Source organism: Rathayibacter sp. VKM Ac-2804 (assembly GCF_009866655.1).
In the GTDB taxonomy this organism is placed as follows: Bacteria; Actinomycetota; Actinomycetes; order Actinomycetales; family Microbacteriaceae; genus Rathayibacter.
Genome location: NZ_CP047420.1, coordinates 2,457,349 through 2,481,102, shown reverse-complemented (window position 1 = coordinate 2,481,102; position 23,754 = coordinate 2,457,349). Strand labels below are relative to the sequence as shown.

Below are 23,754 nucleotides of genomic sequence, written 5' to 3'. Positions count from 1 at the left end.
GGTCGAGGTCCGACGGGCGGTCATCGGAAGTTGCGGGCGGTGGTCCGGGCGCTGACCGACAGCGCTTCGAACCGGTCGGCGAGAAGGTTCGTCACCCCTTCTTCGGAGCGCTCGAGGATCCCGCGGATGAGAAGTGCAGGAGCCTCGCGCGCGGTGCGGCGGTAGCGGTTCCATACTCCGACGGAGCAGATGACGTTGAGGATCCCGTGCTCGTCCTCGAGGTTCATGAAGGTCACACCGGCGGCTGTGGAGGGGCGTTGGCGGTGGATCACGACCCCGCCGACCTCGATACGGGTACCCGAGGGCGTGCCGGGGAGATCGGCCGTGGAGCGCGCTCCCCGCCGGGTGAGGCTCTCGCGCAGGTGCCGGAGCGGGTGGTCGTCCGGCGAGATCCCGGTGGCCCAGAAGTCGAAGACGACCCGCTCCTGCGCCGAGAGCATCGGCAGCAGCGGCGGCTGGACGGCGACGATCGAGTCGGGGAGGAACTCCTGGCGGTCCGCGGCCGCGGATCCCGCCTCCCAGAGGGCCTGCCGGCGCTGGAGACCGAGGGAGTCGAACGAGCCCGCGGCGCCGAGCGCCTCGAGCTGGGTCGCGTTCAGGCCCACGCGGCGCGAGAGGTCGGCCATGCTCGCGTAGGGCCCGCCCCGCTCCCGCTCGGCGACGATGTGCTCGGCCAGCGCGGTGCCGATGCCCTTGATCCCGGCGAGGCCCAGGCGGATCACGAAACCGGCGTCCCGGCGGTGGTCGTCGGTGTCGAAGTGCTGGGACCGGTCGAAGAGGCCCGTCGGGGCCTGCTCGGCGGAGAGGCAGGAGTCCTGCCCGTGCGGCGCCCCGCCCCGGCGCCTCGACGGTGCGCCGTCCAGCGCCTCGAGGCCGGGGTGCGGGAGCGAGCGGTTGACGTCGGGCGACTCGACGCGGACGCCGTGACGGCGGGCGTCGGCGACCAGCGTGTGCGGGGCGTAGAAGCCCATCGGCTGGGCCCGCAGCAGCGCCGCGGTGAAGGCGGCGGGATAGTGCAGGCGCAGCCAGGCGCTGGCGTAGACCAGCAGGGCGAAGCTGATCGCGTGGCTCTCGGCGAAGCCGAAGTTGGCGAAGGCCTGGATCCGGCGGTAGATGTCGTCGGCGACCTCGTCGGTGATCCCGTTGCGCGCCATGCCCGCGTAGAGCCGCTCGCGGAGCGACTCGATCTTCTCGGTGCCGCGCTTGGAGCCCATCGCGCGCCGCAGCAGATCGGCGTCCTCCGCGTTGCAGTCGCCGACCGCCACTGCGACCTGCATCAGCTGCTCCTGGAACAGGGGCACGCCGAGGGTGCGCTTGAGCGGTGTGACGAGGAGCGGGTGCTGATAGGTGACCGGCTCCTCGCCGAGCTTGCGCCGGATGTAGGGGTGCACCGCGCCGCCCTGGATCGGACCGGGGCGGATCAGGGCGACCTCGATCACGAGGTCGTAGAAGCGCCGCGGCTGGAGTCTCGGCAAGGTGCCCATCTGCGCGCGGCTCTCGACCTGGAACACTCCGATGGAGTCGGCCCGGCAGAGCTGGTCGTAGACGCCCTTCTCCTCGCGCGGGATCGTCGAGAGGTCCCACTTCTCGCCGACGTGCTCGGCCACGAGGTCGAAGGTGTACTGCAGGGCGGCGAGCATCCCCAGCCCGAGCAGGTCGAACTTGACCAGGCCCATCCAGGCGCAGTCGTCCTTGTCCCACTGCAGGACGGTGCGCTTCTCCATCCGGGCGGGCTCGATCGGGCAGACCTCGCCGACCGGGCGGTCGGTGAGCACCATGCCGCCGGAGTGGATGCCCAGGTGCCGGGGCGTGCCGAGCACCTTCTTGGTCAGCGCGACCACGTCGTCGGGGATGTCGTGCTCGGGGCTCTCGGTGATCGAGCCCCAGTGCTCGATCTGCTTCGACCAGCCGTCCTGCTGCCCGGCGCTGTAGCCCAGCGCCTTCGCCATGTCGCGGACGGCGAACTTCGGCCGGTAGGTGATGACGTTCGCGACCTGCGCCGCGTTCAGCCGGCCGTACTTCTCGTAGACGTGCTGGATGACCTCCTCGCGCCGCTCGGAGTCGAAGTCGACGTCGATGTCGGGCTCCTCGTCGCGGATGCTGGAGAGGAACCGCTCGAAGGGCAGTCCGTAGAAGATCGAGTCGACCGCGGTGATGCCGAGGACGTAGCAGACCGCCGAGTTGGCGGCCGAGCCCCGGCCCTGGCAGAGGATCCCGCGGCCCTTCGCGAAGTGCACGATGTCGTGGACGATGAGGAAGTAGCCGGGGAAGTCCTTGGCCTCGATCACCGCGAGCTCCTTCTCGAGGCGCTCGTGCACGTCGGAGTCGGCGCCCGGGTACTTCGTCGGCACCGCCAGCTGCACCAGGTGGCGCAGCCAGCTCATCGGGGTGTGCCCCTCGGGCACGTCCTGCCGGGGGAGCCGGGGGCGCACCCGGCCGAGCTCGAAGGCGATCTCGTCCGCGACCAGCACGGTGTTCTCGACCGAGCCGGGGTAGCGGGAGAAGCGCTCGGCCATCTCGGCGCCCGAGCGCAGGTGCGCGCCGCCGGCAGCGGGCAGCCAGCCGTCCATCTCGTCGAGGCTCCGCCGGGCGCGGACCGCGGCCAGCGCGGTCTGGAGCGGGCGGTCCTCGGGCCGGGCGTAGTGCACGTTGCCGGTGGCGACGAGGCGCAGCTGCAGTCGCTCGGCGATGCCGGCGAGCTGGTCGTTGTGCAGGGAGGCGAGCGGATCGCCGTGGTCGAAGAGCTCGACCAGGACGTTGCGGGCGCCGAACAGGGCGACGAGCTCGCGCACCTCCTCCTCGGCCGCCGCCTCGCCGCTCGCGACCAGGGCCTGGCGGACGGCTCCCTTGCGGCAGCCGGTCAGCACGATCCAGTGGCCCTCGGCGGCCCGGGCGAGCTCCTCGAGGTCGTAGCTCGGCTTGCCCTTCTCGGCCCCCGCCAGCTGGGCGGTGGTGATCGCGCGCGCGAGCCGGTGGTAGCCCTCCTCGCGGCGGGCGAGGACCAGCAGGTGCGTGCCCTCCGGGTCGGCGACGCCGTTCTGCGGGGCGCGGAGCCCGAGCGAGAGCTCGGCGCCGAAGGCGGTGCGGACGCCGTGGTCCTGGGCGGCCTCCGCCATGCGGACGATCCCGTAGAGCCCGTCGTGGTCGGTGAGGGCGAGGGTGTCGATGCCGAGGCGGACGGCCTCCTCGATCAGGTCCTCCGGCTTGCTGGCACCGTCGAGGAAGCTGAAGTGCGAGTGCGCGTGCAGCTCGGCGTAGGGCACCTTCTCGTCCGGCGGCCGGACGTCGGCGCCCGGGGTGTAGGCGGGGCGCTTGTGCGACCACGCCGGGCTGTCGCCGCCGTCGCCGCGGACGGTCGTGCCGTCGCTCCGCGTCGTGCTGGAGAGGCGGCGCTCGAACTCCGACCAGGGGATCGGGGGGTTGTTCCAGCCCATCGGAGGCTCCTTCGGTCGTCGTGCTCGGGAGGATCGGATCGCGGCCGTCGGCGGCCGGGGGAGTCAGTCGTAGCGGGCCTCGGCCGCCCACTCGCCGTCGAGGCAGAGCAGCAGCCAGGCGACGCCGTCGGAGTCGACGACCTGGAAGCGGTCGTAGCGGACGGCCGTGCGGGCGTCCCACCACCGCTCGTCGATCGGCCAGGGGCCGGCCCAGCCCGTCACCGGCTGCAGGCGGGCCTGCGAGGAGCCGGGCGCGAAGTAGGCGGGGACGGAGGTGAGGGAGCCGCGGTCGTCGACCGAGACCGTCTCGCCGCGGGGCCCGCGCACCAGGACGGCCGCCGGCTCGGCGAAGACCGTGGGCGGCAGGGGCGGCGGCAGCGCCCCGGGCCACGGCAGCCCGCGGGGCCGGGCGTCGCCCGGCTCCCTGTCCCCCCAGGGGATCAGGTGCTGGCGGTCGCGCAGCGACCGGCCCCCGCCCACCGACGCGGTCACGACGGCCTCGTGCCCGAGCATGCTCTGCACGCGGCTGAGGCCGTGGTGCACCCGCTCCTCCGGCGCCGTGCCCCAGAGGCCCTGCTCGTGATTGCCGATCGCGTCGACCGCCTCCGGCTCGACCGACAGCCGCGCGATCGGCGAGCCGAGCCCGGCGTCGATGGCACCGTTGCCCTGGAGCTGCCAGCGCACGCGGTCGACGACGTCGCCGGGGGTGAACCAGCGCGGGTGCAGCCAGCTGCGCGAGGACACCTCGCCCCGGTCGCTGACGACCTCGATCCTGATCGCGGTCGCCACCAGCTGAGCCCGGGTGAGCCCGGCGACGAACTCCTCCGCCGGGACGCGGAAGGCGAAGGCCGCCTGGTCGATCCGGTCCAGCGGCGGCTCGAACTCGAGAACGCGGTCGAGCCGCTCGGGAGGGAGCCGCGGGACGACCGTCTCGGTCTCGGCACCCGAGGCCAGCACGTGCGCCCGTGCGCCGTCGGGGCCGAAGCGCGCGGAGACGTCGTCGCGCGGCAGCTGCGCGAAGGCGCCGAGCGTCCGCACGCCCAGTCGGCGCAGCAGCGCGATGAGGTCCTCGCCCTTGCCTGTCGTGCGGGTGCGCGCCGCCCCGACCGCCTCGGTCTCGAGCGCGTCGAGCGGCAGGGGCGCCAGGAAGGCGGCGCTCTCGCCGGCCGGCACGATCGCCACCGCGGTACCGGAGTGCTTGGCCGCGAGCTCGGAGGCGAAGAGGCCGTCGGCGATCCCGGCGCGCGCCAGGGGCACGCCCAGCTCGGCGAGCCGGCTCAGCACCGCCTCGGCCGCCGACTGCTCGCTGCCGTAGTAGCGGCGCGGCCCTCGGGCGCGGATCGCGCAGAGCCCGGGCCGGATCAGCTGCACACCCGGCGTGATCTCCTCCAGCGCCTGGACGAGCGGCTCGAAGGCGCGGTGGTCGAGCACGGGGTCGTAGGGGAGGACGGCGAGACCGGTGCAGCGCGACTGCGCCTCCCGGATCCGCATCCCGCGCCGCACACCCTCGGCCCGCGCTCCGGGGGAGCAGGCGAACACCCGGCTCTTCTCGGTGAGCGCGAGCGGGGTCTCCGCGTCGAGACCCGCGTCCGCCGCGGCGGCCAGCAGGGGCCAGTCGGGGCACCAGACGAGGATCGTGCGGCGCAGCTCGAGAGCGCCTGCAGTACGGCTCATCTCACACCGCCCGCTCGTGCAGGGTGCGCTCCTGCAGGCGCGAGGGCCCGCCGAGCACGCCGAAGGGACGTCCGGTGCCGGGCATGCTCATCCGCACGGTGCGCACCCGCGTCCCGGCGCGGCCGACGACGTCGACGAGCGCCTCGCGGGTGCGCAGGTAGCCGTGCCCGGCACCGAGCCCCTCCCAGCGGCTGCTGCGGATGCTGAGCCGCGCCTCCGCCTGCGGCCACTCGCCGAGGACGACGAGCGCCGCCCCGCGCTGGCGCAGCCGCGCCCCCAGGCGGGAGACGTCGGCCGAGGAGACGGAGGCGGGCGGGCGGGTGAGCACGACGGTGAGGACGTCGACCAGGGCCGCGGTGACCGTCAGCCAGTGCTCGGCGGGGGAGGGCACGAGCACGAGCCGCTCGAGGTCGATCCCGAGGCCCGCCGCCGCCTCGGCACCGAACTCGGGGACGCCCACGACGCCGCACCAGGAGCCCTCGGACGACGGACCGGCCAGCAGCCCCATCGCCAGGCTCATCGAGCCCTCGACCGAGTAGGCGGCGCCCTGCTTGAGCGAGCCGCCGGGCAGCACGGAGGCGAACGCCGGCAGCGTCGCCAGGCTCTTCGACTCGAGCGTCGTCGCCTGCATGTCGCGGATCCGCGACTGCAGCTCCTTCACCGACGCGAGCTGCCGCAGCAGCGGTTCCGCGGTGTCGGCGACCCCCGGGGAGGGGTGCTGTGAAGGGGGGCTCATCAACCCATGTTCGAACATGTGTTCGAGTATGTCAATCGCCACCGACATCCGCCGCGCCGGGTGCCGGACCGGTGGAGAGGGCCCGGGAACTCCCCCTGTGGAGGAGCCCCGGGCCCGCCGTTCTACCCCGCCGCGGACCCTGTCACGCGCAGTCCGTGACCGAAGCGGAACAGCGGATCCACGGTGTCGAACGGCACGTCCGGCCGCCGGGCCGCCGCCGCGGCCATCGAGCGCGGAAGGTCCATCGGCAGTGTTCCACGGGCCTCCGACACTCCGAACACCACGTCGAGCACCGCCGCCCCCGACGCGCCGAAGTCGCCGAGCAGCGCCGCGGCGGAATCGACCAGCGGAGTGAGGATCGCCGGCCGGTCCAGGAAGACGTCGACGACCGTCGGCACCTGCGCCGCCACGGTCCGCACGTGCTCGAGGACCTCGTCGGGGAAGTCGAGCGAGCCCGCGTGGAAGACGTTCTCGAACGCCGTCGCACGCCGCTCGAAGGGCGCCTGCAGCCGGAGCACCGCGAGCTCCGCCTCGTCGGGCGTGTCGACGACGGCGCCGTACTCCCCGGCGACCGCCGGATCGATCCCCTCGACGTAGAGCCGGAGGCCCCGCCGCGCCGGCAGGACGCCGTCGTGCGCGAGCACCGTGATCGCCGCGCGCTGGGCCGCCTCGCCCGCCGACCGGAACTCCGCCGAGCCGACCACCGCCTCCGCCGCCGCCGCGTCGACCGAGCGCGAGTCGAACAGCCCGAGCACGAACTTCTCCCGCAGCAGCCGCCGCACGGACACGTCCAGCCGCTCCTCGGCGACCGTCCCGTCCTCCACCAGGGCGATCAGCGTCTCCGGGATCGACTCGCCGCCGAACTGGTCGACACCGGCCTCGAGGGCCTTCGCCATCCGCTCCGGCACCGACAGGTGCTCCACGCCCCAGGCGCGCGCGACGTGGTGGTCGCCCATGATGTCCGAGTCCGAGAGCAGCCCCCAGTCCGTGCAGACGATGCCGTCGAAGCCGAACCGCTCGCGCAGCAGCCCCGTGATCACCGAGCGGTTGAAGCCGAAGCCGACCTCCTCGTGCTCGGTCCCGACCGGCATGCCGTAGTAGGGCATGATCTGGCTCGTGCCCGCCTCGAAGGCCTTCACGAAGGGCTGCAGGTGGTACTCGGCGTTGCCGCCCGGGTAGACCTGCTCGCGGCCGTAGGGGAAGTGCGGGTCCTCCCCGTCCTTCTGCGGCCCGCCGCCGGGGAAGTGCTTGGTCATCGTCGCGACCGACTGCGCCCCGAGTGCCTCGCCCTGGAAGCCGCGGATGTAGGCGGCGCCGAGCCGCCCGGTGAGCTCGGCGTCCTCGCCGAAGGTGCCGACCTGCCGCGCCCAGCGCGACTCCGTCGCCAGGTCGATCTGCGGGTGCAGCGCCACGCGCAGGCCGACGGCGAGGTACTCCTGGCGCGCGATGTCGCCGAAGCGCTCGACGAGGTCCTCGTCGCCGATCGCGGCGAGACCGAGCGGCTCCGGCCACTGCGAGAACGCCTCGGCCTGCGCCCCGGTGCCGGGGTTGTCGGTGAAGGAGTGGCGCGGATCGGTGGAGAGCGTCACGGGGATCCCGAGCCGGCTCGAGGAGGCCATCTCCTGGACGCGGTTGTGCCACTCGGCGAGCTCGCGCGCCGTGGCGGTCCCGCCGCCGAGAAGATTGAAGTGCGACATCCGCTTCTCGAGGACCATCGTCGCGGTCGAGGGCAGCCCGAACGCGCCGTCCTCGGCGAGCGCTCCGCCCTCGCCCATCACGACCATGGTCTGGAAGAACAGCCCGGCCTTCTCCTCGAGCGTCATCTGGCCGAGGAGGATCTCGACCCGCTCGGCGACAGGGCGCAGGGGATCGAGATAGCGGCGGTCGACCTGCTGGTCGAGCGGTGCGCCGGCGGGGGATGACGTCGATGTCATGGGGGCGTCCTTCCGAAGGGGAGCCCTCGTCGGCTCCGCGAGAAGGATACGCCGAAAACCGACCAGTACTAGGGAAATCGGGCGGGTCCGTCGCGAGCGCGCCCCTACCATGGGAGCCATGTCCGACGCCCTGCCCGACGCCGCCGCCGAGAACCCCGCCTCCCTCCCGGCGCCGCGGCGGACCCTCGTGGTCAAGATGGGCTCGAGCTCGGTCACCAAGCAGTCCGGGCCGGACCCGGTGCTCCTCGCCAGCGCCCTGGAGAGCGCGTTCAGCGCCCGCGCCCTCGGCTGGGACGTCGTCCTGGTCTCCTCCGGCGCCGTCTCCTCCGGTCGCGCGCTCTTCGCCCGCTCGCAGGACGCCCCGATCAGCCCGCGCCTCGCCGCCGCCGTCGGCCAGACCGTGCTGATGGGCTTCTACCGCTCGGTGGCCGAGCTCTCCGGCTCGCTCGTCGCGCAGATCCTGATCGGCGAGTCCGATCTCGCCTCACCCCGGCAGATGGCGCACGTCGCGGAGGCGATCCGTCACGCCCTGGACGCGGGGGTCGTGCCGATCGTCAACGGCAACGACACCATCGACTCCGCCGGCTCCGACAACGACGGCGTCGCCGGCGGCCTCGCGATGCTCCTCGGCGCGGATCTGCTGCTGCTGCTCACCGACGTCCCCGGCGTCTTCGCCGGCAGCATCGCGGAGGGCGTGCACCTCGACGAGCTCGGGATCACGGAGCTGCGCGGCATCGGCGTGCAGAAGGGCGGGACGGGCCGCGGCGGCATCCGCTCCAAGCTCAAGGCCGCCGAGCTCGCCGCGCACAACGGCGTCTCGACCCGCATCGCCGGTGCCCGCACGACCGAGGTCATCCTCGGCGCCATCGACGGTCCCGGCCCGGGCACCCTCGTCCGCGCCGTGCACGCCCACCCCGCGGTCGAGCAGCGCTGGATCTCCGGCGTCGCGACCTCGCGCGGCCGGGTCGAGATCAACCTCGAGGCCGAGCGCAGCATCGCGTCCGGCTCGAGCCTGTTCGCGTCCGGCATCAAGCGCGTCTCCGGCGACTTCGTCGGCGGCGACGTGATCGAGGTGCGCGCCCTCAGCGGCGAGCTTCTGGCACGCGGGGTGTCGCGGGTGTCCTCGCGCCTCCTCACGCTGGTCAGGGCCCTGCGGGTCGACGAGATCGCGCGGGTGTTCGTCGCCGTCCTCGCGCACGCCGCCGACGCCGATCCCGCGGCGATCACCTCCGAGGGAGACCGCCCGCAGCTGACCCGTGCCCTGGAGTACGCCCGTGCCCTCTCCTTCGAGCACGGCCGGGCGGTCGCGATGGAGATCGTCTCGCTCTTCCCCGCCGAGAGCATCGCCGCGCTGGTCGGCCAGGGCGCCGCCGTCGAGGAGCTCGTCGAGCGCTACACCCGCCTCGTCCGGACCCTCGCGATCGTCGGCAACGAGCAGCTGGTCGTCTTCCGCGACTGAGAGCTCGACGAGCGGCGGCCGCTCGCTAGGACGATTCGCGCCATGGAAAACGAATCGCGCCAGGTATCTGCACGATTCGTGCCAGCACTGCGCGCATCGTGTCACCGATCTCGCCGGTGGCGGACGCCCGTGCTGTCCTGTGTCCCACACGAACGGCGCCCACCACGCGCCCCGACGGATCGGATCAGCATGAGTGCAGCAGCAATCGCCACCGCGACCCTCACGACCCCCACCACCCGCCACCCCTTCGACGGACCCATCTCGAGCGAGCACTACCAGTCGGACCGGCTGGCCCGCCGCCTCGAGCTGATCGAGAAGACGATCGCCGACTGCGAGCGCGCCCTGCGCGGCACCACCGACCCGCGCACCGGCGCCGTCGTCCCGCCCGCGCGCGGCGCCCACCGCGACCAGCTCCTCAGCAACCTCGCGATCGAGCTCTCGCTCGCCGACCGCCTCCGCGGCGCCCTCGGCCTGCACCGCTGACCCCGGGCTCCGGTCCGCACCTCCGACGCAGCCCGATGGGGCACCATGAGGCCATGGTCACCATCACCGTCGCCGGGATCGCCCAGCACTTCCACCCCGCCGAACGCGGCACCGTCCGCCTCGAGATCCGCCGCGAGTCGCGCTCGCGCTCCCAGGCGCTCGCCGAAGTGACGGCTCTGCACGCGCGAGTGCGCGAGGAGGCCCGCGCCGAGCAGGCGTCCGGCGCGGCGACCTGGTGGTCGGCCGATCAGGTCTCGGTCTCGACGATCCAGCGGTACCTCAAGGACTCCGACGTCACCGAGCCGTTCCACGTCGCCGCCGCGAGCGTCCGGGTCAAGTACCGGGACTTCGACGCCCTCGGGCGCTGGGTCTCCTCCGTCTCGGAGGCCCCCGGCATCACCGTCGCCGGGGTCGACTGGGACGTCACCGCCGCCCGGCGCGCGAGCGCCGAGCGCGAGGTGCGGGTGGCCGCGGTGCGCGACGCCCGCGAGCGCGCCGCCGCCTACGCCTCCGCCCTCGGCCTCGGTGAGCCCCGCGTGCTCACGCTCTTCGAGCCGGGGCTGCGCCCGCACACCCGGATCGAGGGCGGCTCGGCCGTGATGAGCCGCGCCATGGCCTTCAAGGGGCAGGAGGAGCTGACGCTGAAGCCGGAGGACATCGAGGTCTCGGCCTCCGTCTCCGCCGACTTCGAGGCGAGCTGAGCCGGACGGACGCGCCCCGCGTCCTCCGACGCCGGGAATAGCCGGAGCGCCTCCGACGCTGGAGCAGGCATGGTCTCCCGCATCGGCTTCCTCTCCTTCGGCCACTACCAGTCCGTCGAGGGGTCGCTGACGCACACTGCGCGCGACGTCCTCCTGCAGACCATCGAGCTCGCGGAGGCGGCCGAGGAGATCGGCATCGACGGCGCCTACGTCCGCGTCCACCACTTCGCTCCGCAGCTGGCCTCGCCGTTCCCGCTCCTGGCCGCGATCGCCGCACGCACCCGCCGGATCGAGATCGGCACCGGCGTCATCGACATGCGCTACGAGAACCCGCTCTACATGGCGGAGGAGGCGGCCGCGACCGACCTCATCTCCGGCGGCCGGCTCGAGCTCGGCGTGAGCCGGGGATCGCCCGAGACCGCGCTGCGCGGCTCCGAGGCGTTCGGCTACGTCCCCTCGGAGGGCACGACCGACGCGGACCTCGCGCGCCGCAAGGTCCAGCTCTTCCGCGAGGCGCTGTCCGGCGCCGCCGTCGCCGAGACCGATCCCGCGCGCACCGGGATGTCGAGCCCGCTCGCGATCGAGCCCCGCTCCCCGGGCCTCGAGGACCGCATCTGGTGGGGCGCCGGCAGCTTCGCCACGGCGCGCTGGGCGGCCGAGCAGGGCATGAACCTGCAGTCCTCCACGCTCCTGCTCGAGGAGGAGGGCATCCCCTTCGACGAGCTCCAGGCGCGGCAGATCCGCGAGTACCGCTCGGCCTGGGCGGAGGCCGGCTGGGAGCGGTCGCCGCGCGTCTCGGTGTCGCGCAGCGTCCTCCCGATCACGACCGACCTCGACCGCCTCTACTTCGGCGGCCGCGGCGAGCGCGACCAGGTCGCCTCCCTCGAGGGAGTCCGCGCCCGCTTCGGCCGCAGCTACACCGGCGAGCCCGACCGCCTCGCCGAGGAGCTCGCCGCCGACGTCGCCGTCCAGGAGGCCGACACCCTCCTGCTCACGGTCCCCAACCAGCTCGGCGTCGAGTACAACGCGCGCCTGCTGCGGACCGTCGCCGAGTCGATCGCCCCGGCCCTCGGCTGGTCGCCCGCCGGAGTCGTCGCCGCCTGACGCGCCCCTGCTGGTCGAGGAGCCCCGCAGAGGCGTATCGAGACCCACCGTCCTCAGCACGGCGGGTCTGCAGACTCCGCTTCTGGTGAGGGTGGATCTCGATACGCCCGCTCTGCGGGCTACTCGATCAGCACGGGACGCGCCGCCCGCGCAAGGGGAGAGCCTGCGCTGGCGATCTTCAGCTCGCGGAGAGCTCGATCCGGACGTCGTCGAGTCCGTCGGAGGAGACGAGCACCGTGATCGGCCCCGAGCCGGTCGGACGGACCACGGCGAGTGCGCGGCCGTCGAACGTCGTCCGCGATGCGGCGTCGAAGCGCTCGGTGGTGGCGGGTGCCCCGCTCCCGAAGCCCGCGAGCACGCCCGCGCCCTCGACGGTGACCGAGACGACGCGGTCAGCGCCGGTGACCAGCACGCCGCCCGCATCGCGCAGCTCGATTGCGATGTACGCGAGGTCGGTGTCGTCCGCCCGCAGCTGCGTCCGGTCCGCCGTCGCGGTCAGCACCGCAGACCCGGACGCCGAGACGAGCGAGCTGCGCCCCGTCTCGCTCCCGGACCGGTACGCGATCGCGGTCAGCGTGCCCGGCCGGTAGACCGTCTCGATCGACGCCAGCATCGGCCGCACCGCCCCGGCGGCCGAGCGCCCCACCTCGATGCCGTCGAGCAGCAGCGCCACCTCGTCCGCGTCCGCCGCCACCTCGACGGTCACGGGGGAGCCCTCGAAGCCGGGCCATGTCCAGGAGTCGACCGAGTCGCTCCACGCCCAGGGCGACTGCATCGTCACCGTCTGCCCGTGCCGCTCCGGCCGGACGACCGCGATCGCCGGCTCCGAGCGCAGCCCGAAGACGATCTCGCGGTAGTAGGAGGCGGGTCGCCGCCACCCGGTGATGTCGAGATCGCCGCACCACGCCGTCAGGTACGGGTACTCGCGCTCCAGCGCGCCGTTCGCCGTCGGGTCCTCCGCGTAGGAGGTGGCGCCGATGCCGACCTCGCCGAGGTAGTCCCAGCCGGTCCAGGTGAAGTCGCCGATCACGTTCGGGTTCGCCAGCACCTTCGGCCACAGCTCGCCGATCTGCGAGGGGAACGTCTCGGACCCGACGATCACACGCTGCGGGAACAGCTCCGCGTCGCTCGCATAGCGGCCGTCGGCGTAGTTCAGTCCGAGCACGTCGACCGCCGCGCTCGACTCCGCGGTGCGGCGGGTGACGGCGTCGGAGGAGCCGATCGCCGCCATCATCCCGGCACCGGCCTCGCCCATCAGCTCGTTCAGCCCCTGCTCCGAGGCGAGGATGCTGTCCAGCTCGTCGAGCACCGCCAGCGTCGGGTTCACGCCGTTGGTGACGGGGCGGGTCGGGTCGAGCGCGCGCACGTGCTCGGCGAGATCGCGGGCCAGCACTGCGCCGTGCGGGGTGCCGACCTCGACGATCTCGTTGCCGATCGAGTAGAGGATCACGCTGGGGTGGTTGTAGTCCTTCGCGACCAGCGACTCCAGATCGGCCCGCCACCACTGCGCGAAGTCGAGCGAGTGGTCGTGGTGCGTCTTGCCGCGGACCCACATGTCGAAGGCCTCGTCCATCACGAGCATGCCGAGGCGGTCGCAGGCGTCGAGCATCGACGGCGAGGCGGGGTTGTGCGCCATGCGGATCGCGTTGAAGCCGGCCTCGTTGAGCAGCTGGATCCGGCGCTCCTCCGCACGGGCGATCGAGGCGGCGCCGAGGACGCCGTTGTCGCTGTGGATGCAGGCGCCACGCAGCAGCACGGTCTCGCCGTTGATCCGCAGTCCCTTGCGCGGGTCGACGGTGACGGTGCGGATGCCGTGCACGGTGACGACGTCGTCGCCGACGCCGATGCTCGTGCGGGCGCTGTGCAGGGCGGGGGAGTCGACGCTCCAGAGGGCGGGCTCCTGCACGTAGAGGCGCTGGCGCACGAGGGCGGTGCGGCCGGGGGCGACGGTGACCGGTGTCGTCGCGCTCTCCACGACGTCGCCGGCCGGCCCGGTGAGCTCGGTCGACACTGTGAGCGACGACGTCGTGAGCCCGCGGTTGACGATGCTCGTCGCGACCTCGACGACGGCCTGGTCGTCCTCGACGCGCACGGTCGTGATCCGCACGCCGTCCGGCTCGATGTGCACGGGCTCGTCGACGTGCAGCAGCACCGGCCGGTGCAGACCGGCGCCGGCGTACCAGCGAGAGTCCTGGCCCGAGCGGACCTCGATCCGCAGCGTGTTCGTCTCGCCGAAGCGGAGGAACGGCGTCAGCTCCACGAAGAAGCGCGCGAAGCCGTCGGCGCGGTTCCCGGCGAACTCGTCGTTGAGGAACACCATCGCGTGCCGGTACGCGCCCTGCACCTCGAGCCGTACGACCTTGCCCGCCCACTCCGCCGGCACCTCGAACGTCGTGACGTAGCTGTAGGCACCGCCCGGGTAGTAGGCGGTCCCGCCCTGGGAGACCGCACCCGGCGAGCGCTCGGCATCGCGGAGCGCGTCGTGCGGCAGCGTCACCGCGACGGAGTCGTCGACCCCGCCCTGCACGGCGGCGAACGGCCCGCGCGGCGCCCGGACCGTCCAGCCGGAGGTGAAGGAGGTGGTCGTCATGGTGCGTCCGTTCGTTCGAGGCATCCGGCACGACGCCGGGCGAGAGGTGAGACCCGCACAAAAGAAATAGAAACTGTTTCATTCGGTTTCTCACCCGGCGAGAGCCTAGGAGCGACGCTGTCGAAGGTCAAGGGAGCGGACCCTCGGTGCTCGACTCCGCACTGGTGTGTTCGCGTTCGCCGAGAACGAGCGGTGCACTTCCCTTGCGGTATCGGTAGACTTTGTTCCATGACCGAGCAAGAGTTAAAGTCCGTCGCCGATGTCGCGCGAGAGCGCGGCGTCAGTGCGGCGCGCATCCGTCAGCTCATCGCTGAGGGGCGCATCCGGGCCGAGAAGGTCGGAGGCGTGCATGTCATCAGGGGTAATCAGGACGTCCCATCGCCGCGCGTGTCTCGCCCGCTCGGCGACCGGATGGCGTGGGGACTCGTCGCCGCGCTCTCGGGCGCTGTGGACCCGGCCCTGACGAGGTCCGAGCGGAGTCGCATCACCCGGATGATTCAGCGGCTCGAGAGCGCGGAGGATCCTGTGGCGGTGACGCGCTCGTGGACCGCCGAGCTTCTGCCGCCGGAGTCCCTGGAGCTTCCCACGGAACTCGTCGACCAGCTGCGGGGGGAGCGGGAGCTGCTCCCCGTCGGAGCATCGGACCCCCGAGCGGGCCCGCGCGACGTCAGCCGCCTCGAGCTGCTCGTCTCCATCCGGCTGAAGGCTCAGCTGCGAGAAGAGGTCGCCGCAGCGGGCCCGTCATCGACTTCCGTGATCCTTCATCACGTCCCCGATGAGCGGTGGCCGTTCGTCAGCGAGGGACCGGTGCCGATCGGTCTGAGCATCGCCGCGCTCGCGCGACGGACCGACCGGACGACGGCGCTCGCCGCGCGTCGTCTCCTGAGGCGCGCCCTCCCCTCCCATGCGGCTGTCTTGGCCGAGGTCGAGGCGGATCGTCGCGACCGTGATCGGTCACTGCGTCGCGAGACCACTCGCTCCGTCCAGCTCCACCGCGCCGCGCTGGAACTCCTCGACCGCTCTCCGGACTTCCGTCCTCGGGCGGAAGCACGGCTCGAGCAACTGCGAGGCAAGGTCCGCGGGGATGCGCACGAGTGGCTGGACGAGTGGGCAGAGCTGCTCCGCAGTCCTCTCTCCACGCAGATCGAGGCCCTGCTCGTGGAGACGGAGCACGCTCACGACCTGCGCTCCGTGTCACCGCTCGCCGGGCTGATCCCCGACGAGGAGCGATCGGCGCTGCTCGAGGCGAGCGCGTGAACCGGGCCGAGCTGGAGCACGGGATCCGCGCAGCGACGGAGATCATCCAGGCCGACGAGGTGATCGTCATCGGCTCCCAGTCGGTGCTGGGCACCTGGAGCGAGTCGGAGCTGCCCGTCGAGGCGACGGCATCGAACGAGCTCGACGTCCTCCCGCTGAACGACACCGACAGTGAAACGCTGGCGACGAGACTCAGCGGAGTCGCCGGCGAGCTGTCCTCGTTCGACGCCACGCACGGGTTCCACTTGGACGGCGTCGGCCGGAGGACGGCGGTCCTGCCTCGCGGCTGGGAGGGCCGACTCCTTCGAGTGCAGAACGACAACACCCGCGGGCGGATCGGCTGGTGCCTCGACCCGCACGACCTGTGCGTGGCGAAGCTTGTCGCGAACCGGGACAAGGACCGGTCCTTCGTCTCCGCCCTGGTCCGGCACGGTCTCATCGACCCGGAACTCCTGCTGGAGAGGCTCGTCGACACCGACCTGGACGATGCGACGAGCGACACCGTCTGGAGCACGGCTCAAGGTCTTCTCGACCTCTGACCGCATCGCTCGCGGTCACGGATGCACGAACCGCCGCCACCAACGAGAAGAACCCCCCGATCTTCATGAGATCGAGGGGTTCTGCGTGTGTCCGAGGGGGGACTTGAACCCCCACGCCCTATACGGGCACTAGCACCTCAAGCTAGCGCGTCTGCCATTTCCGCCACCCGGACGAGTGTTGTTTCCGGCCTGCGTTTCCGCGGCCGAAGAAGACATTAGCACGGTTCGAGCGCCTCGGATGACACCGGCGGAGGGGGGTGCCGTGGGCCCGCCCGCTAGCGTGGGGGCATGACGTCCTCCGACAGCGCCGCCGCCCCCTCCGAGTCGGATCTCGACGAGACCGCGATCATCGCGCGGGACCTCATCCGCTTCGACACCAGCAACTACGGCGACGGCAAGGCCGAGCCCGAGCGCGAGGCGGCCGAGTACGTGGCCGCCCGCCTGCGCGACCTCGGCCTCGAGCCCGAGCTGATCGACTCCGATCCCGGCCGCACCAGCGTCGTCGCCCGGGTGGCGGGGGAGGACCGCGAGCGCGGCGCCCTCGTCGTGCACGGGCACCTCGACGTCGTCCCTGCGATCGCGGACAACTGGAGCGTCGATCCGTTCGGCGGCGTCATCAAGGACGGCATACTCTGGGGCCGCGGCGCGGTCGACATGAAGAACATGGACGCGATGATCCTCGCGTCCCTCGGCGACATCCTCGGCGGTGGCCGGAAGCCCTCGCGCGACCTCGTCATCGCCTTCTTCGCCGACGAGGAGGCGGGCGGCGTCCGCGGCTCCGGCCACCTCGTCAAGACCCGTCCCGAGCTCTTCGCCGGCGCGACCGAGGCGATCAGCGAGGTCGGCGGCTACTCGATCGAGCTCGGCGGCAAGCGCGCCTACCTCGTGCAGACCGGCGAGAAGGCGCTGCTCTGGCTCACCCTGCGCGCCCGCGGCACGGCCGGGCACGGCTCGCAGATCAACGGCGAGAACGCCGTCACCCGCCTCGCCCAGGCGATCGCCCGCATCGGCAGCGAGGAGTGGCCCACCCGCCTCACCGACACCACCCGCGAGCTGCTCGGCGAGGTCGCCCGCATCCTCGGCCACGACCCGCAGCGCAGCACTCCGGAGGAGCTGGCGCTCGCGACCGGCACCGCCTCGCGCTTCATCGCGGCGACGCTGCGCACCACCGCGAACCCGTCGATGCTCTCCGCCGGCTACAAGGCCAACGTCATTCCGGACACCGCGGAGGCGACCATCGACGTCCGCGTGCTCCCCGGCGAGGAGGACGCGGTGCTCGAGCGTCTGAAGGTCCTCGCGGGCGAGCACGTCGAGATCCTGGTGCAGCACCGCGACATCGGGCTCGAGGTCCCCTTCGCCGGACCGCTCGTGGAGAGCATGGCGGCCTCGCTCCGCCGCTTCGACCCCGAGGCCGAGGTGCTGCCGTACCTCCTGTCCGGGGGCACCGACAACAAGGCTCTCTCGACGATCGGCATCACCGGCTACGGCTTCGCGCCGCTCCAGCTGCCGGGCTCGCTCGACTTCCCGGCGCTGTTCCACGGGGTCGATGAGCGGGTTCCACTCGACGCACTAGTGTTTGGCAGGAAGGTCCTGACCGATCTCCTCCTGCGATCCTGATGGTCAGATCGACGACCACCACCGACCGCCTGCTGGCCGACGACGCCCCAGCCCTCCTCGAAAGTGACGCATGGGCCTGCTCGAAGCGCTGATCCTGGGACTCGTCCAGGGTCTGACGGAATTCCTCCCCATCTCCTCCAGCGCCCACCTCCGGATCGTGAGCGAGCTGCTCCCCGGACTGGACGGCAAGGACACCGGCGCGGCGTTCACCGCCATCACGCAGCTGGGCACCGAGACCGCGGTCATCATCTACTTCTGGCGCGACATCGTGAAGATCGTGTCGAACTGGTGCCGGTCGCTGGTCGGCAAGGTCCCGCGCACCGACGCGAACGCCCGGATGGGCTGGCTGATCATCGTCGGCAGCCTCCCGATCATCGTGCTCGGCCTGCTCTTCCAGGACCAGATCGAGACCACTCTCCGCTCGCTCTGGGTCGTCGCCACCACGCTGATCGTCTTCGGCATCCTGCTCGGCATCGCCGACGCGGTGGGCGCGAAGAAGCGCCGCCTGCGCGACCTGAACGTCCGCGACGGCCTCATCTTCGGTGGCGCGCAGGCGCTCGCCCTCGTCCCCGGCGTCTCGCGCTCCGGCGGCACCATCACGGCCGGCCTCTTCATGGGCTACGAGCGGAAGGCCGCGGCCCGCTACTCCTTCCTCCTCGCGATCCCCGCCGTCTTCGGCAGCGGTCTGTACCAGCTGTACAAGAGCATCAGCGACCCGGAGATCCTGCCCAACCAGATCCAGGTCGGCGGTCTCGAGACGCTCGTCGCGACGATCGTGGCCTTCGTGGTCGGCTTCGTCGTGATCGCCTTCTTCATGAGCTACATCTCGCGCCGCAGCTTCCTGCCGTTCGTGATCTACCGCATCGTCCTCGGCGTCGTCCTCATGGTCGCGCTGAGCACGGGCCTCCTCGCCGCCTAGATGCGCACCTGGAACGCTCCGGCCGTGCCGGCCCTGCCCGGCCGCGGACCCGTGCCCGCCGTGCACGACACCGCGACGGGCGCGCCCGTCGAGCTCGTCGCGGACGACGGCACCGCACGCCTCTACGTCTGCGGCATCACGCCGTACGACGCGACGCACCTCGGCCATGCCTCGACCTACCTCGCCTTCGACACGGTGCAGCGGCTCTGGCGCGACGCGGGGTACTCGGTGCTCTACGCGCAGAACGTGACCGACGTCGACGACCCGCTGCTGGAGCGGGCCACTCGCGACGGAGTCGACTGGCGCGACCTCGCCGAGGAGCAGGTCGAGCTGTTCCGCGGCGACATGACCGCGCTGCGGATCCTGCCGCCCGACCACTACGACGGTGTCACCGAGACGATCGCGCCCATCGCGGAGGCGGTCGCCCGCCTCGAGCGCACCGGGGTCGCGTACCGCGTCGCCACCCCCGAGGCCGCCGTCGACGGCGGCGAGGACCTCTACTACGACATCGCCGCCGGCGAGAGCGACGTCTGGCGCCTCGGGAGCGAGAGCGACCTCGACGCCGCGACCATGGCCGAGCTCTTCGCGCAGCGCGGGGGAGACCCCGACCGCGCAGGCAAGCGCGACCCGCTCGATCCGCTGCTGTGGCGCGCCGAGCGCGCGGGCGAGCCCGCGTGGGACGCCGCCGTCGGCCGGGGCCGCCCGGGCTGGCACATCGAGTGCTCGGTGATCGCGCTCGACCGCCTCGGACCGGAGTTCACGCTGCAGGGCGGCGGGAGCGATCTGATCTTCCCGCACCACGAGTTCTCCGCCGCGCACGCCGCCTCGCTGTCCGGTCGTCCGCTCGCCCGCGCCTACGCGCACGCCGGCATGGTCGCGTACCAGGGCGAGAAGATGAGCAAGTCGCTCGGCAACCTCGTCCTCGTGTCGCGGCTGCGCGCGCAGGGGACGGACCCGCGCGCGATCCGCCTGGCGCTGCTGGCGCACCACTACCGCTCCGACTGGGAGTGGCTGCCCGAGGACCTGCCCGCCGCCGAGGCCCGCCTCGCACGGTGGGAGTCGTCGCTCGCCTCGATCGGAGCGGCGTCGGCCGCGGACGTGCTCGAGCGCCTGCGCGCCGTGCTCGCGGTGGACCTGGACACCCCGGGTGCGCTCGCGGTGCTCGACGATGCGATCGCCGGCGGCGTCGACGATCCCGCCCTCCTCCGCGACGCGATCGACGCGCTGCTCGGCGTCCGCCTGGGCTGAGCCTGCGCTCGGCCCGCGGGCGGGGTGGATCTCGATACGCCCGCTCCGCGGGCTGCTCGATCAGCATGAAGGCGGCTGCCTGCAGCCGGGCGGACTGGCTTCGCGGGATGTACCGCCACCCATGCTGGTCGAGTGCCGCCGCAGGCGGTGTATCGAGACCCGGCGCGCTGCCTACGGGCGCCAGGGCTCCTCGCCCGAGCGGCCGTCGCCGCGGCGGCGGAGGTAGCGCTCGAACTCCTGGGCGATGGCCTCGCCGCTCGCCTCGGGCGAGTCGACGGTGTCGCGCGCCTGCTCGAGCTGGGCGATGTACGCCGCCATCTCCTCGTCGTCGAGCGCGAGGGCGTCGATGCCGCGCTCCCACTCGCCGGCCTCCTCGACGAGGTCGCCGCGGGGGATCGCCAGCCCGACGACCTCCTCGAGCTTCTCGAGAAGCGCGAGCATGGCCTTGGGCGACGGCGCGTTGTGCACGTAGTGCGGCACGGACGCCCACAGCGAGACGGCGGGGATGCCGACCTTCTGCGCCGCCTCGCCGATGACGCTGAGGATGCCGACCGGCCCCTCGTAGGTGGAGCGCTCGAGCTCGAACTGCGCGCGCATCTCCGCATTCTCGCTCGAGGCGAAGAGCGAGATCGGCCGGGTGTGCGGCACATCGGCGAGCATGGCGCCGAGGAAGACCACGGCGGAGATGTCGATCGCGAGCATCGCGTCGACGACCTCCGCGGCGAAGCTCTTCCAGCTGCGCGAGGGCTCCGTGCCGATCATCACGTAGAGGGCGCTCTCCGCGTCGACGGAGGTGTCGGCCGGGCCGAAGATCTGCGTGCCGGGCCAGGAGAGGCTGCGGCGCCCGTCCTCGCCGATCGAGAGCATCGGGCGGGTGTACTGGAAGTCGTAGTACTGCTCGGCGTCGACCGAGAAGAGGGGCACGAACTCGCCGGCGTCCTTCACCAGGCGGACCGCGCCGCTGGCCGCGTCACCCGCGTCGTTCCAGCCCTCGAAGGCCACGACCAGGACGTTCCCCTTGATCACGTTCATAGGCGAGGTCTCCGTGTTCGGCTCGATGTCCGGGGAGCGCTGCGTGCGCTGGACCCGTTCGTCAAGGATAGGACCCGGCCCCGGACCCCTCCGTCCGGCCCGCGTCTTTCCGCTGTCCGCGTACGGTCGGCCCGGTCGGGGCTGCCGGTACGATGGTCGCTCGTGACTTCCGACACCTCCCTCCCCGTGTCCCGGCCGCAGCCCCCGCTCCCGGAGGGCGCTCCCGCGGCGGTCCTCTGGGACATGGACGGCACGCTCGTCGACACGGAGCCCTACTGGATGGCGTCGGAGCACGCGCTGGTCGCCTCCTTCGGCGGCGTCTGGACCCACGAGGACGCGATGAGCCTGGTCGGCTCCGGCCTCCCCGCCTCCGCCCGCATCCTCCAGGGCAAGGGCGTCGACCTGCCCGTCGAGGCGATCATCGACCGGATGACCGACGAGGTCGTCGCGCAGCTCGCCGAGAGCATCCCGTGGCGTCCCGGTGCGCTCGAGCTGCTCTCCGCCGTCCGCGACGCGGGTGTGCCGCAGGCCCTCGTCACCATGTCGATCGGCCGGATGGCGCACGCCGTCGTCGACCGCCTCCCGTTCCCCGCCTTCGAGACCGTCGTCAGCGGCGACATGGTCGAGCAGAGCAAGCCGCATCCGGAGGCCTACCTCCTCGCCGCGCGCACCCTCGGCGTCGAGGTGCTCGCCTGCGTCGCCATCGAGGACTCGCACGCCGGCCTCGCCTCCGCGGTCGCCTCGGGCGCCGCCGCGATCGGCGTGCCGCACCAGCTCGAGCTCGACCCCGACGCCCCCTACTCCCTCTGGCCCACCCTCGCGGGCCGAACCGTCGCGGACCTCGCGCTGGTGTCCTCCGAGCACCGCAGTCGCGCGCTCACGACCGAGACGGAGGCCCGCCGATGACCGGTGAGGCACTGCAGCATTCCGGACCCTTCCGCGCGGGCGACCGCGTGCAGCTGACCGGGCCGAAGGGGCGGATGAACACCATCACGCTGATCCCGGGCAAGGTCTTCCACACCCATCGCGGCGGGATCGAGCACGACACGGTCATCGGCCTGCCCGACGGCTCCGTCGTCGTCAACACCGTCGGCGTCGAGCACCTCGCCCTCCGCCCGCTGCTCGCCGACTTCGTGATGTCGATGCCGCGCGGAGCGGCGATCGTCTACCCGAAGGACGCCGCGCAGATCCTCGCCCTCGCCGACGTCTTCCCCGGCGCACGCGTCGTCGAGGCCGGTGTCGGCTCCGGAGCGCTCTCGCTCTGGCTGCTGCGCGCGATCGGCCCGGGCGGCCGGCTCTCCTCCTTCGAGCGCCGCGAGGAGTTCGCGGACGTCGCCCGCGCCAACATCGAGACGTTCCTCGGCTACACCCCGGACAACTGGAGCGTGACCGTCGGCGACCTCGTCGAGGAGCTGCCCGGCGCCATCGCCCCCGGCGAGGCCGACCGCGTCGTGCTCGACATGCTCGCGCCCTGGGAGTGCCTCGACGTCGCCGCCGACGCGCTCACCCCCGGTGGCGTCCTGCTCTGCTACGTCGCCACCGTGACCCAGCTCTCGCGGGTCGCGGAGGCGATCCGCGCCTCGGGCCTGTTCACCAATCCGGCGTCGAACGAGACGATGGTCCGCGGCTGGCACGTCGAGGGCCTCGCCGTCCGCCCGGATCACCGGATGATCGGCCACACCGGCTTCCTCATCACCGCGCGCCGGCTCGCTCCGGGTGCCGTCCTGCCCGAGCTCAAGCGCAGGCCGTCCAAGACCGACTTCAGCGACGAGGACGTGGAGGCCTGGACCCCGGGCGCTCTGGGGGAGCGGGCGGTCAGCCCGAAGAGCCTGCGCAAGCGCGTGCGCGAGTCGGCCACCAGCGCCGAGCTCTCGCGGGCGCGGGGCTTCGGCGAGGCCGACGGCGACGGCGACGGCGGTGCTGCGCCGGGCCCGGGCGACGACGAGGGCATCGTCTAAGCTGATCCCGGCTTTCCGGTCCCCGGGCCGAGCCGCCGTCCCGATGGTCTCGCACTCGGGCCCCACCACTCCCACTTCGTGAAACGAGGACCCGTGCGCAGGACCACCGCGCTCATCGCCGGCATCGGCATCGTCGCCGCCCTGACCGGATGCTCCGCATCCTCGTCGACGGCCGACTGCGACGCCCCCTACTCGTCCGGCGCCTCGTCGTCGGCCGTCGAGGCGACCGGGGACTTCGGCGAGCAGCCCGACGTGACGGTGCCCTCGCCGTTGAACGCGGACGGCACCCAGGTCAGCACGCTGATCGAGGGCTCGGGCGACCCGCTCGAGAAGGGCCAGCTCGTCACGATCGACTACACGCTCCTCAACGGCGCCGACGGCTCGGTCCTCGAGGCCTCGCCCTACGACGGAGCGAGCACCGCCACCTTCACGGTCGGCGGCGCCGGACTCGTCGGGCTCAACCAGGGCCTGCTCTGCAGCCAGGTCGGCTCGCGCGTCGCGATCGCGATCGCCCCGGAGGACGGCTTCGGCGACTCCTCCGCCCAGCTCGGCATCTCGCCCGACGACACCCTGGTGCTCGTCGCGGACATCGAGAAGGCCTCCCTCGCCCGCGCGAACGGCGACGCCCAGCCCGTCCCGAACGGCTTCCCCGCCGTGACGCTGGACCCCGACGGCGTCCCCGGTCTGGCCAAGCCGTCGGGCGACGCGCCGACGACGCTCGAGATCGCGCAGCTCAAGAAGGGCGACGGCGCGGTCGTGGAGGACGGCGACACGGTCGTCGTCCAGTACACCGGCTGGCTCTGGGCCGACGGCACGATCTTCGACTCCAGCTGGCAGAAGGGCGCCCCGGCGACCTTCGTCGCGACCCAGGGCCAGGGCGGCGTGATCCCCGGCTTCGCCGAGGCACTGATCGGCCAGCCGGTCGGCTCCCAGGTCATCGCGATCATCCCGCCCGAGGACGGCTACGGCGACACCCCGCCGGAGGGCAGCGGCATCAGCGCCGACTCGACCATCGTCTTCGTCGCCGACGTCCTCGCCGTCGACTGAGCGAGCTGCTCCGTCCTCGCTG

Annotated in this window: 18 protein-coding genes and 1 tRNA gene; 12 read left to right on the top strand and 7 right to left on the bottom strand. The window is 72.5% G+C overall.

Translation table 11 applies throughout. From position 1 onward, the window contains the following. Positions 1-20 precede the first annotated feature (20 nt). The 4 genes from GTU73_RS11690 to GTU73_RS11675 form a co-directional block, all read right to left on the bottom strand. Positions 21-3,434: an error-prone DNA polymerase gene (locus GTU73_RS11690; RefSeq protein WP_160089669.1), complete on the bottom strand. Its 3,414-nt coding sequence runs from the start codon at positions 3,432-3,434 to the stop codon at positions 21-23. Between the two features lie 63 nt (positions 3,435-3,497). After that, the gene (locus GTU73_RS11685; RefSeq protein WP_160089667.1) at positions 3,498-5,108 is read right to left on the bottom strand and encodes a DNA polymerase Y family protein; all 1,611 of its coding nucleotides are present in this window, start codon (positions 5,106-5,108) and stop codon (positions 3,498-3,500) included. A 1-nt stretch (position 5,109) separates the two neighbouring features. Beyond that, a complete protein-coding gene (locus GTU73_RS11680) occupies positions 5,110-5,844 on the bottom strand; it encodes a hypothetical protein (RefSeq protein ID WP_160089665.1) in 735 nt (244 codons plus the stop codon). Between the two features lie 122 nt (positions 5,845-5,966). Further along, complete coding sequence (locus GTU73_RS11675) at positions 5,967-7,778, bottom strand: glycoside hydrolase family 3 N-terminal domain-containing protein (RefSeq protein ID WP_160089663.1); 1,812 nt, start codon at positions 7,776-7,778, stop codon at positions 5,967-5,969. Positions 7,779-7,896: 118 nt separating this feature from the next. Here GTU73_RS11675 and proB point away from each other — a divergent pair, with 118 nt between their 5' ends. The 4 genes from proB (at position 7,897) to GTU73_RS11655 (ending at position 11,525) form a co-directional block, all read left to right on the top strand. Beyond that, positions 7,897-9,237 carry a glutamate 5-kinase gene (proB, locus tag GTU73_RS11670; RefSeq protein ID WP_160089661.1) on the top strand — a complete coding sequence of 447 codons (1,341 nt, stop codon included), beginning with the start codon at positions 7,897-7,899 and terminating at the stop codon, positions 9,235-9,237. A 189-nt stretch (positions 9,238-9,426) separates the two neighbouring features. Then, positions 9,427-9,720: a hypothetical protein gene (locus GTU73_RS11665; protein ID WP_160089659.1), complete on the top strand. Its 294-nt coding sequence runs from the start codon at positions 9,427-9,429 to the stop codon at positions 9,718-9,720. Positions 9,721-9,773: 53 nt separating this feature from the next. Beyond that, positions 9,774-10,421, top strand: coding sequence for an SIMPL domain-containing protein (locus GTU73_RS11660; protein WP_160089657.1), 648 nt, complete (start codon positions 9,774-9,776; stop codon positions 10,419-10,421). Between the two features lie 69 nt (positions 10,422-10,490). Continuing rightward, on the top strand, positions 10,491-11,525 hold the full coding sequence (locus GTU73_RS11655; protein WP_160089655.1) for an LLM class flavin-dependent oxidoreductase: 1,035 nt from the start codon (positions 10,491-10,493) through the stop codon (positions 11,523-11,525). 178 nt (positions 11,526-11,703) lie between these two features. Here the strand turns inward: GTU73_RS11655 and GTU73_RS11650 are convergent, their stop codons facing one another. Next, complete coding sequence (locus GTU73_RS11650; RefSeq protein WP_160089653.1) at positions 11,704-14,115, bottom strand: glycoside hydrolase family 2 TIM barrel-domain containing protein; 2,412 nt, start codon at positions 14,113-14,115, stop codon at positions 11,704-11,706. Between the two features lie 228 nt (positions 14,116-14,343). On the opposite strand from GTU73_RS11650, the gene GTU73_RS11645 reads away from it, so the two are divergent. Continuing rightward, complete coding sequence (locus tag GTU73_RS11645; RefSeq protein ID WP_160089651.1) at positions 14,344-15,372, top strand: hypothetical protein; 1,029 nt, start codon at positions 14,344-14,346, stop codon at positions 15,370-15,372. Beyond that, complete coding sequence (locus GTU73_RS11640) at positions 15,369-15,911, top strand: DUF6036 family nucleotidyltransferase (protein ID WP_160089649.1); 543 nt, start codon at positions 15,369-15,371, stop codon at positions 15,909-15,911. Before GTU73_RS11645 ends, GTU73_RS11640 begins: the two co-directional genes overlap by 4 nt. An 88-nt stretch (positions 15,912-15,999) precedes the next feature. Here GTU73_RS11640 and GTU73_RS11635 read toward each other — a convergent pair. Next, positions 16,000-16,084: transfer RNA gene (locus GTU73_RS11635), tRNA-Leu, on the bottom strand. A 115-nt stretch (positions 16,085-16,199) separates the two neighbouring features. On the opposite strand from GTU73_RS11635, the gene GTU73_RS11630 reads away from it, so the two are divergent. The 3 genes from GTU73_RS11630 to mshC all read left to right on the top strand — a co-directional run bounded on the left by GTU73_RS11630 (position 16,200) and on the right by mshC (position 19,695). Next, positions 16,200-17,528 carry a M20/M25/M40 family metallo-hydrolase gene (locus GTU73_RS11630; RefSeq protein ID WP_160089647.1) on the top strand — a complete coding sequence of 443 codons (1,329 nt, stop codon included), beginning with the start codon at positions 16,200-16,202 and terminating at the stop codon, positions 17,526-17,528. A gap of 70 nt (positions 17,529-17,598) precedes the next feature. Beyond that, positions 17,599-18,447 (top strand): undecaprenyl-diphosphate phosphatase, encoded by an 849-nt coding sequence (locus GTU73_RS11625; RefSeq protein ID WP_160089645.1) that lies wholly within the window; start codon positions 17,599-17,601, stop codon positions 18,445-18,447. Continuing rightward, positions 18,448-19,695, top strand: a complete 1,248-nt coding sequence (mshC, locus tag GTU73_RS11620; RefSeq protein ID WP_160089643.1) for a cysteine--1-D-myo-inosityl 2-amino-2-deoxy-alpha-D-glucopyranoside ligase — start codon at positions 18,448-18,450, stop codon at positions 19,693-19,695. It begins immediately after the preceding gene. Between the two features lie 171 nt (positions 19,696-19,866). Here mshC and GTU73_RS11615 read toward each other — a convergent pair whose 3' ends face one another. Then, positions 19,867-20,727, bottom strand: coding sequence for a PAC2 family protein (locus GTU73_RS11615; protein ID WP_160089641.1), 861 nt, complete (start codon positions 20,725-20,727; stop codon positions 19,867-19,869). Between the two features lie 162 nt (positions 20,728-20,889). On the opposite strand from GTU73_RS11615, the gene GTU73_RS11610 reads away from it, so the two are divergent. The 3 genes from GTU73_RS11610 (at position 20,890) to GTU73_RS19065 (ending at position 23,732) form a co-directional block, all read left to right on the top strand. Beyond that, on the top strand, positions 20,890-21,633 hold the full coding sequence (locus tag GTU73_RS11610) for an HAD family phosphatase (protein ID WP_279630794.1): 744 nt from the start codon (positions 20,890-20,892) through the stop codon (positions 21,631-21,633). Continuing rightward, entirely contained in the window at positions 21,630-22,685 is a 1,056-nt protein-coding gene (locus GTU73_RS11605) for a tRNA (adenine-N1)-methyltransferase (RefSeq protein WP_160089639.1), read from the top strand. Before GTU73_RS11610 ends, GTU73_RS11605 begins: the two co-directional genes overlap by 4 nt. A gap of 93 nt (positions 22,686-22,778) precedes the next feature. Then, complete coding sequence (locus GTU73_RS19065) at positions 22,779-23,732, top strand: FKBP-type peptidyl-prolyl cis-trans isomerase (protein WP_160089637.1); 954 nt, start codon at positions 22,779-22,781, stop codon at positions 23,730-23,732. Positions 23,733-23,754: the final 22 nt, after the last annotated feature.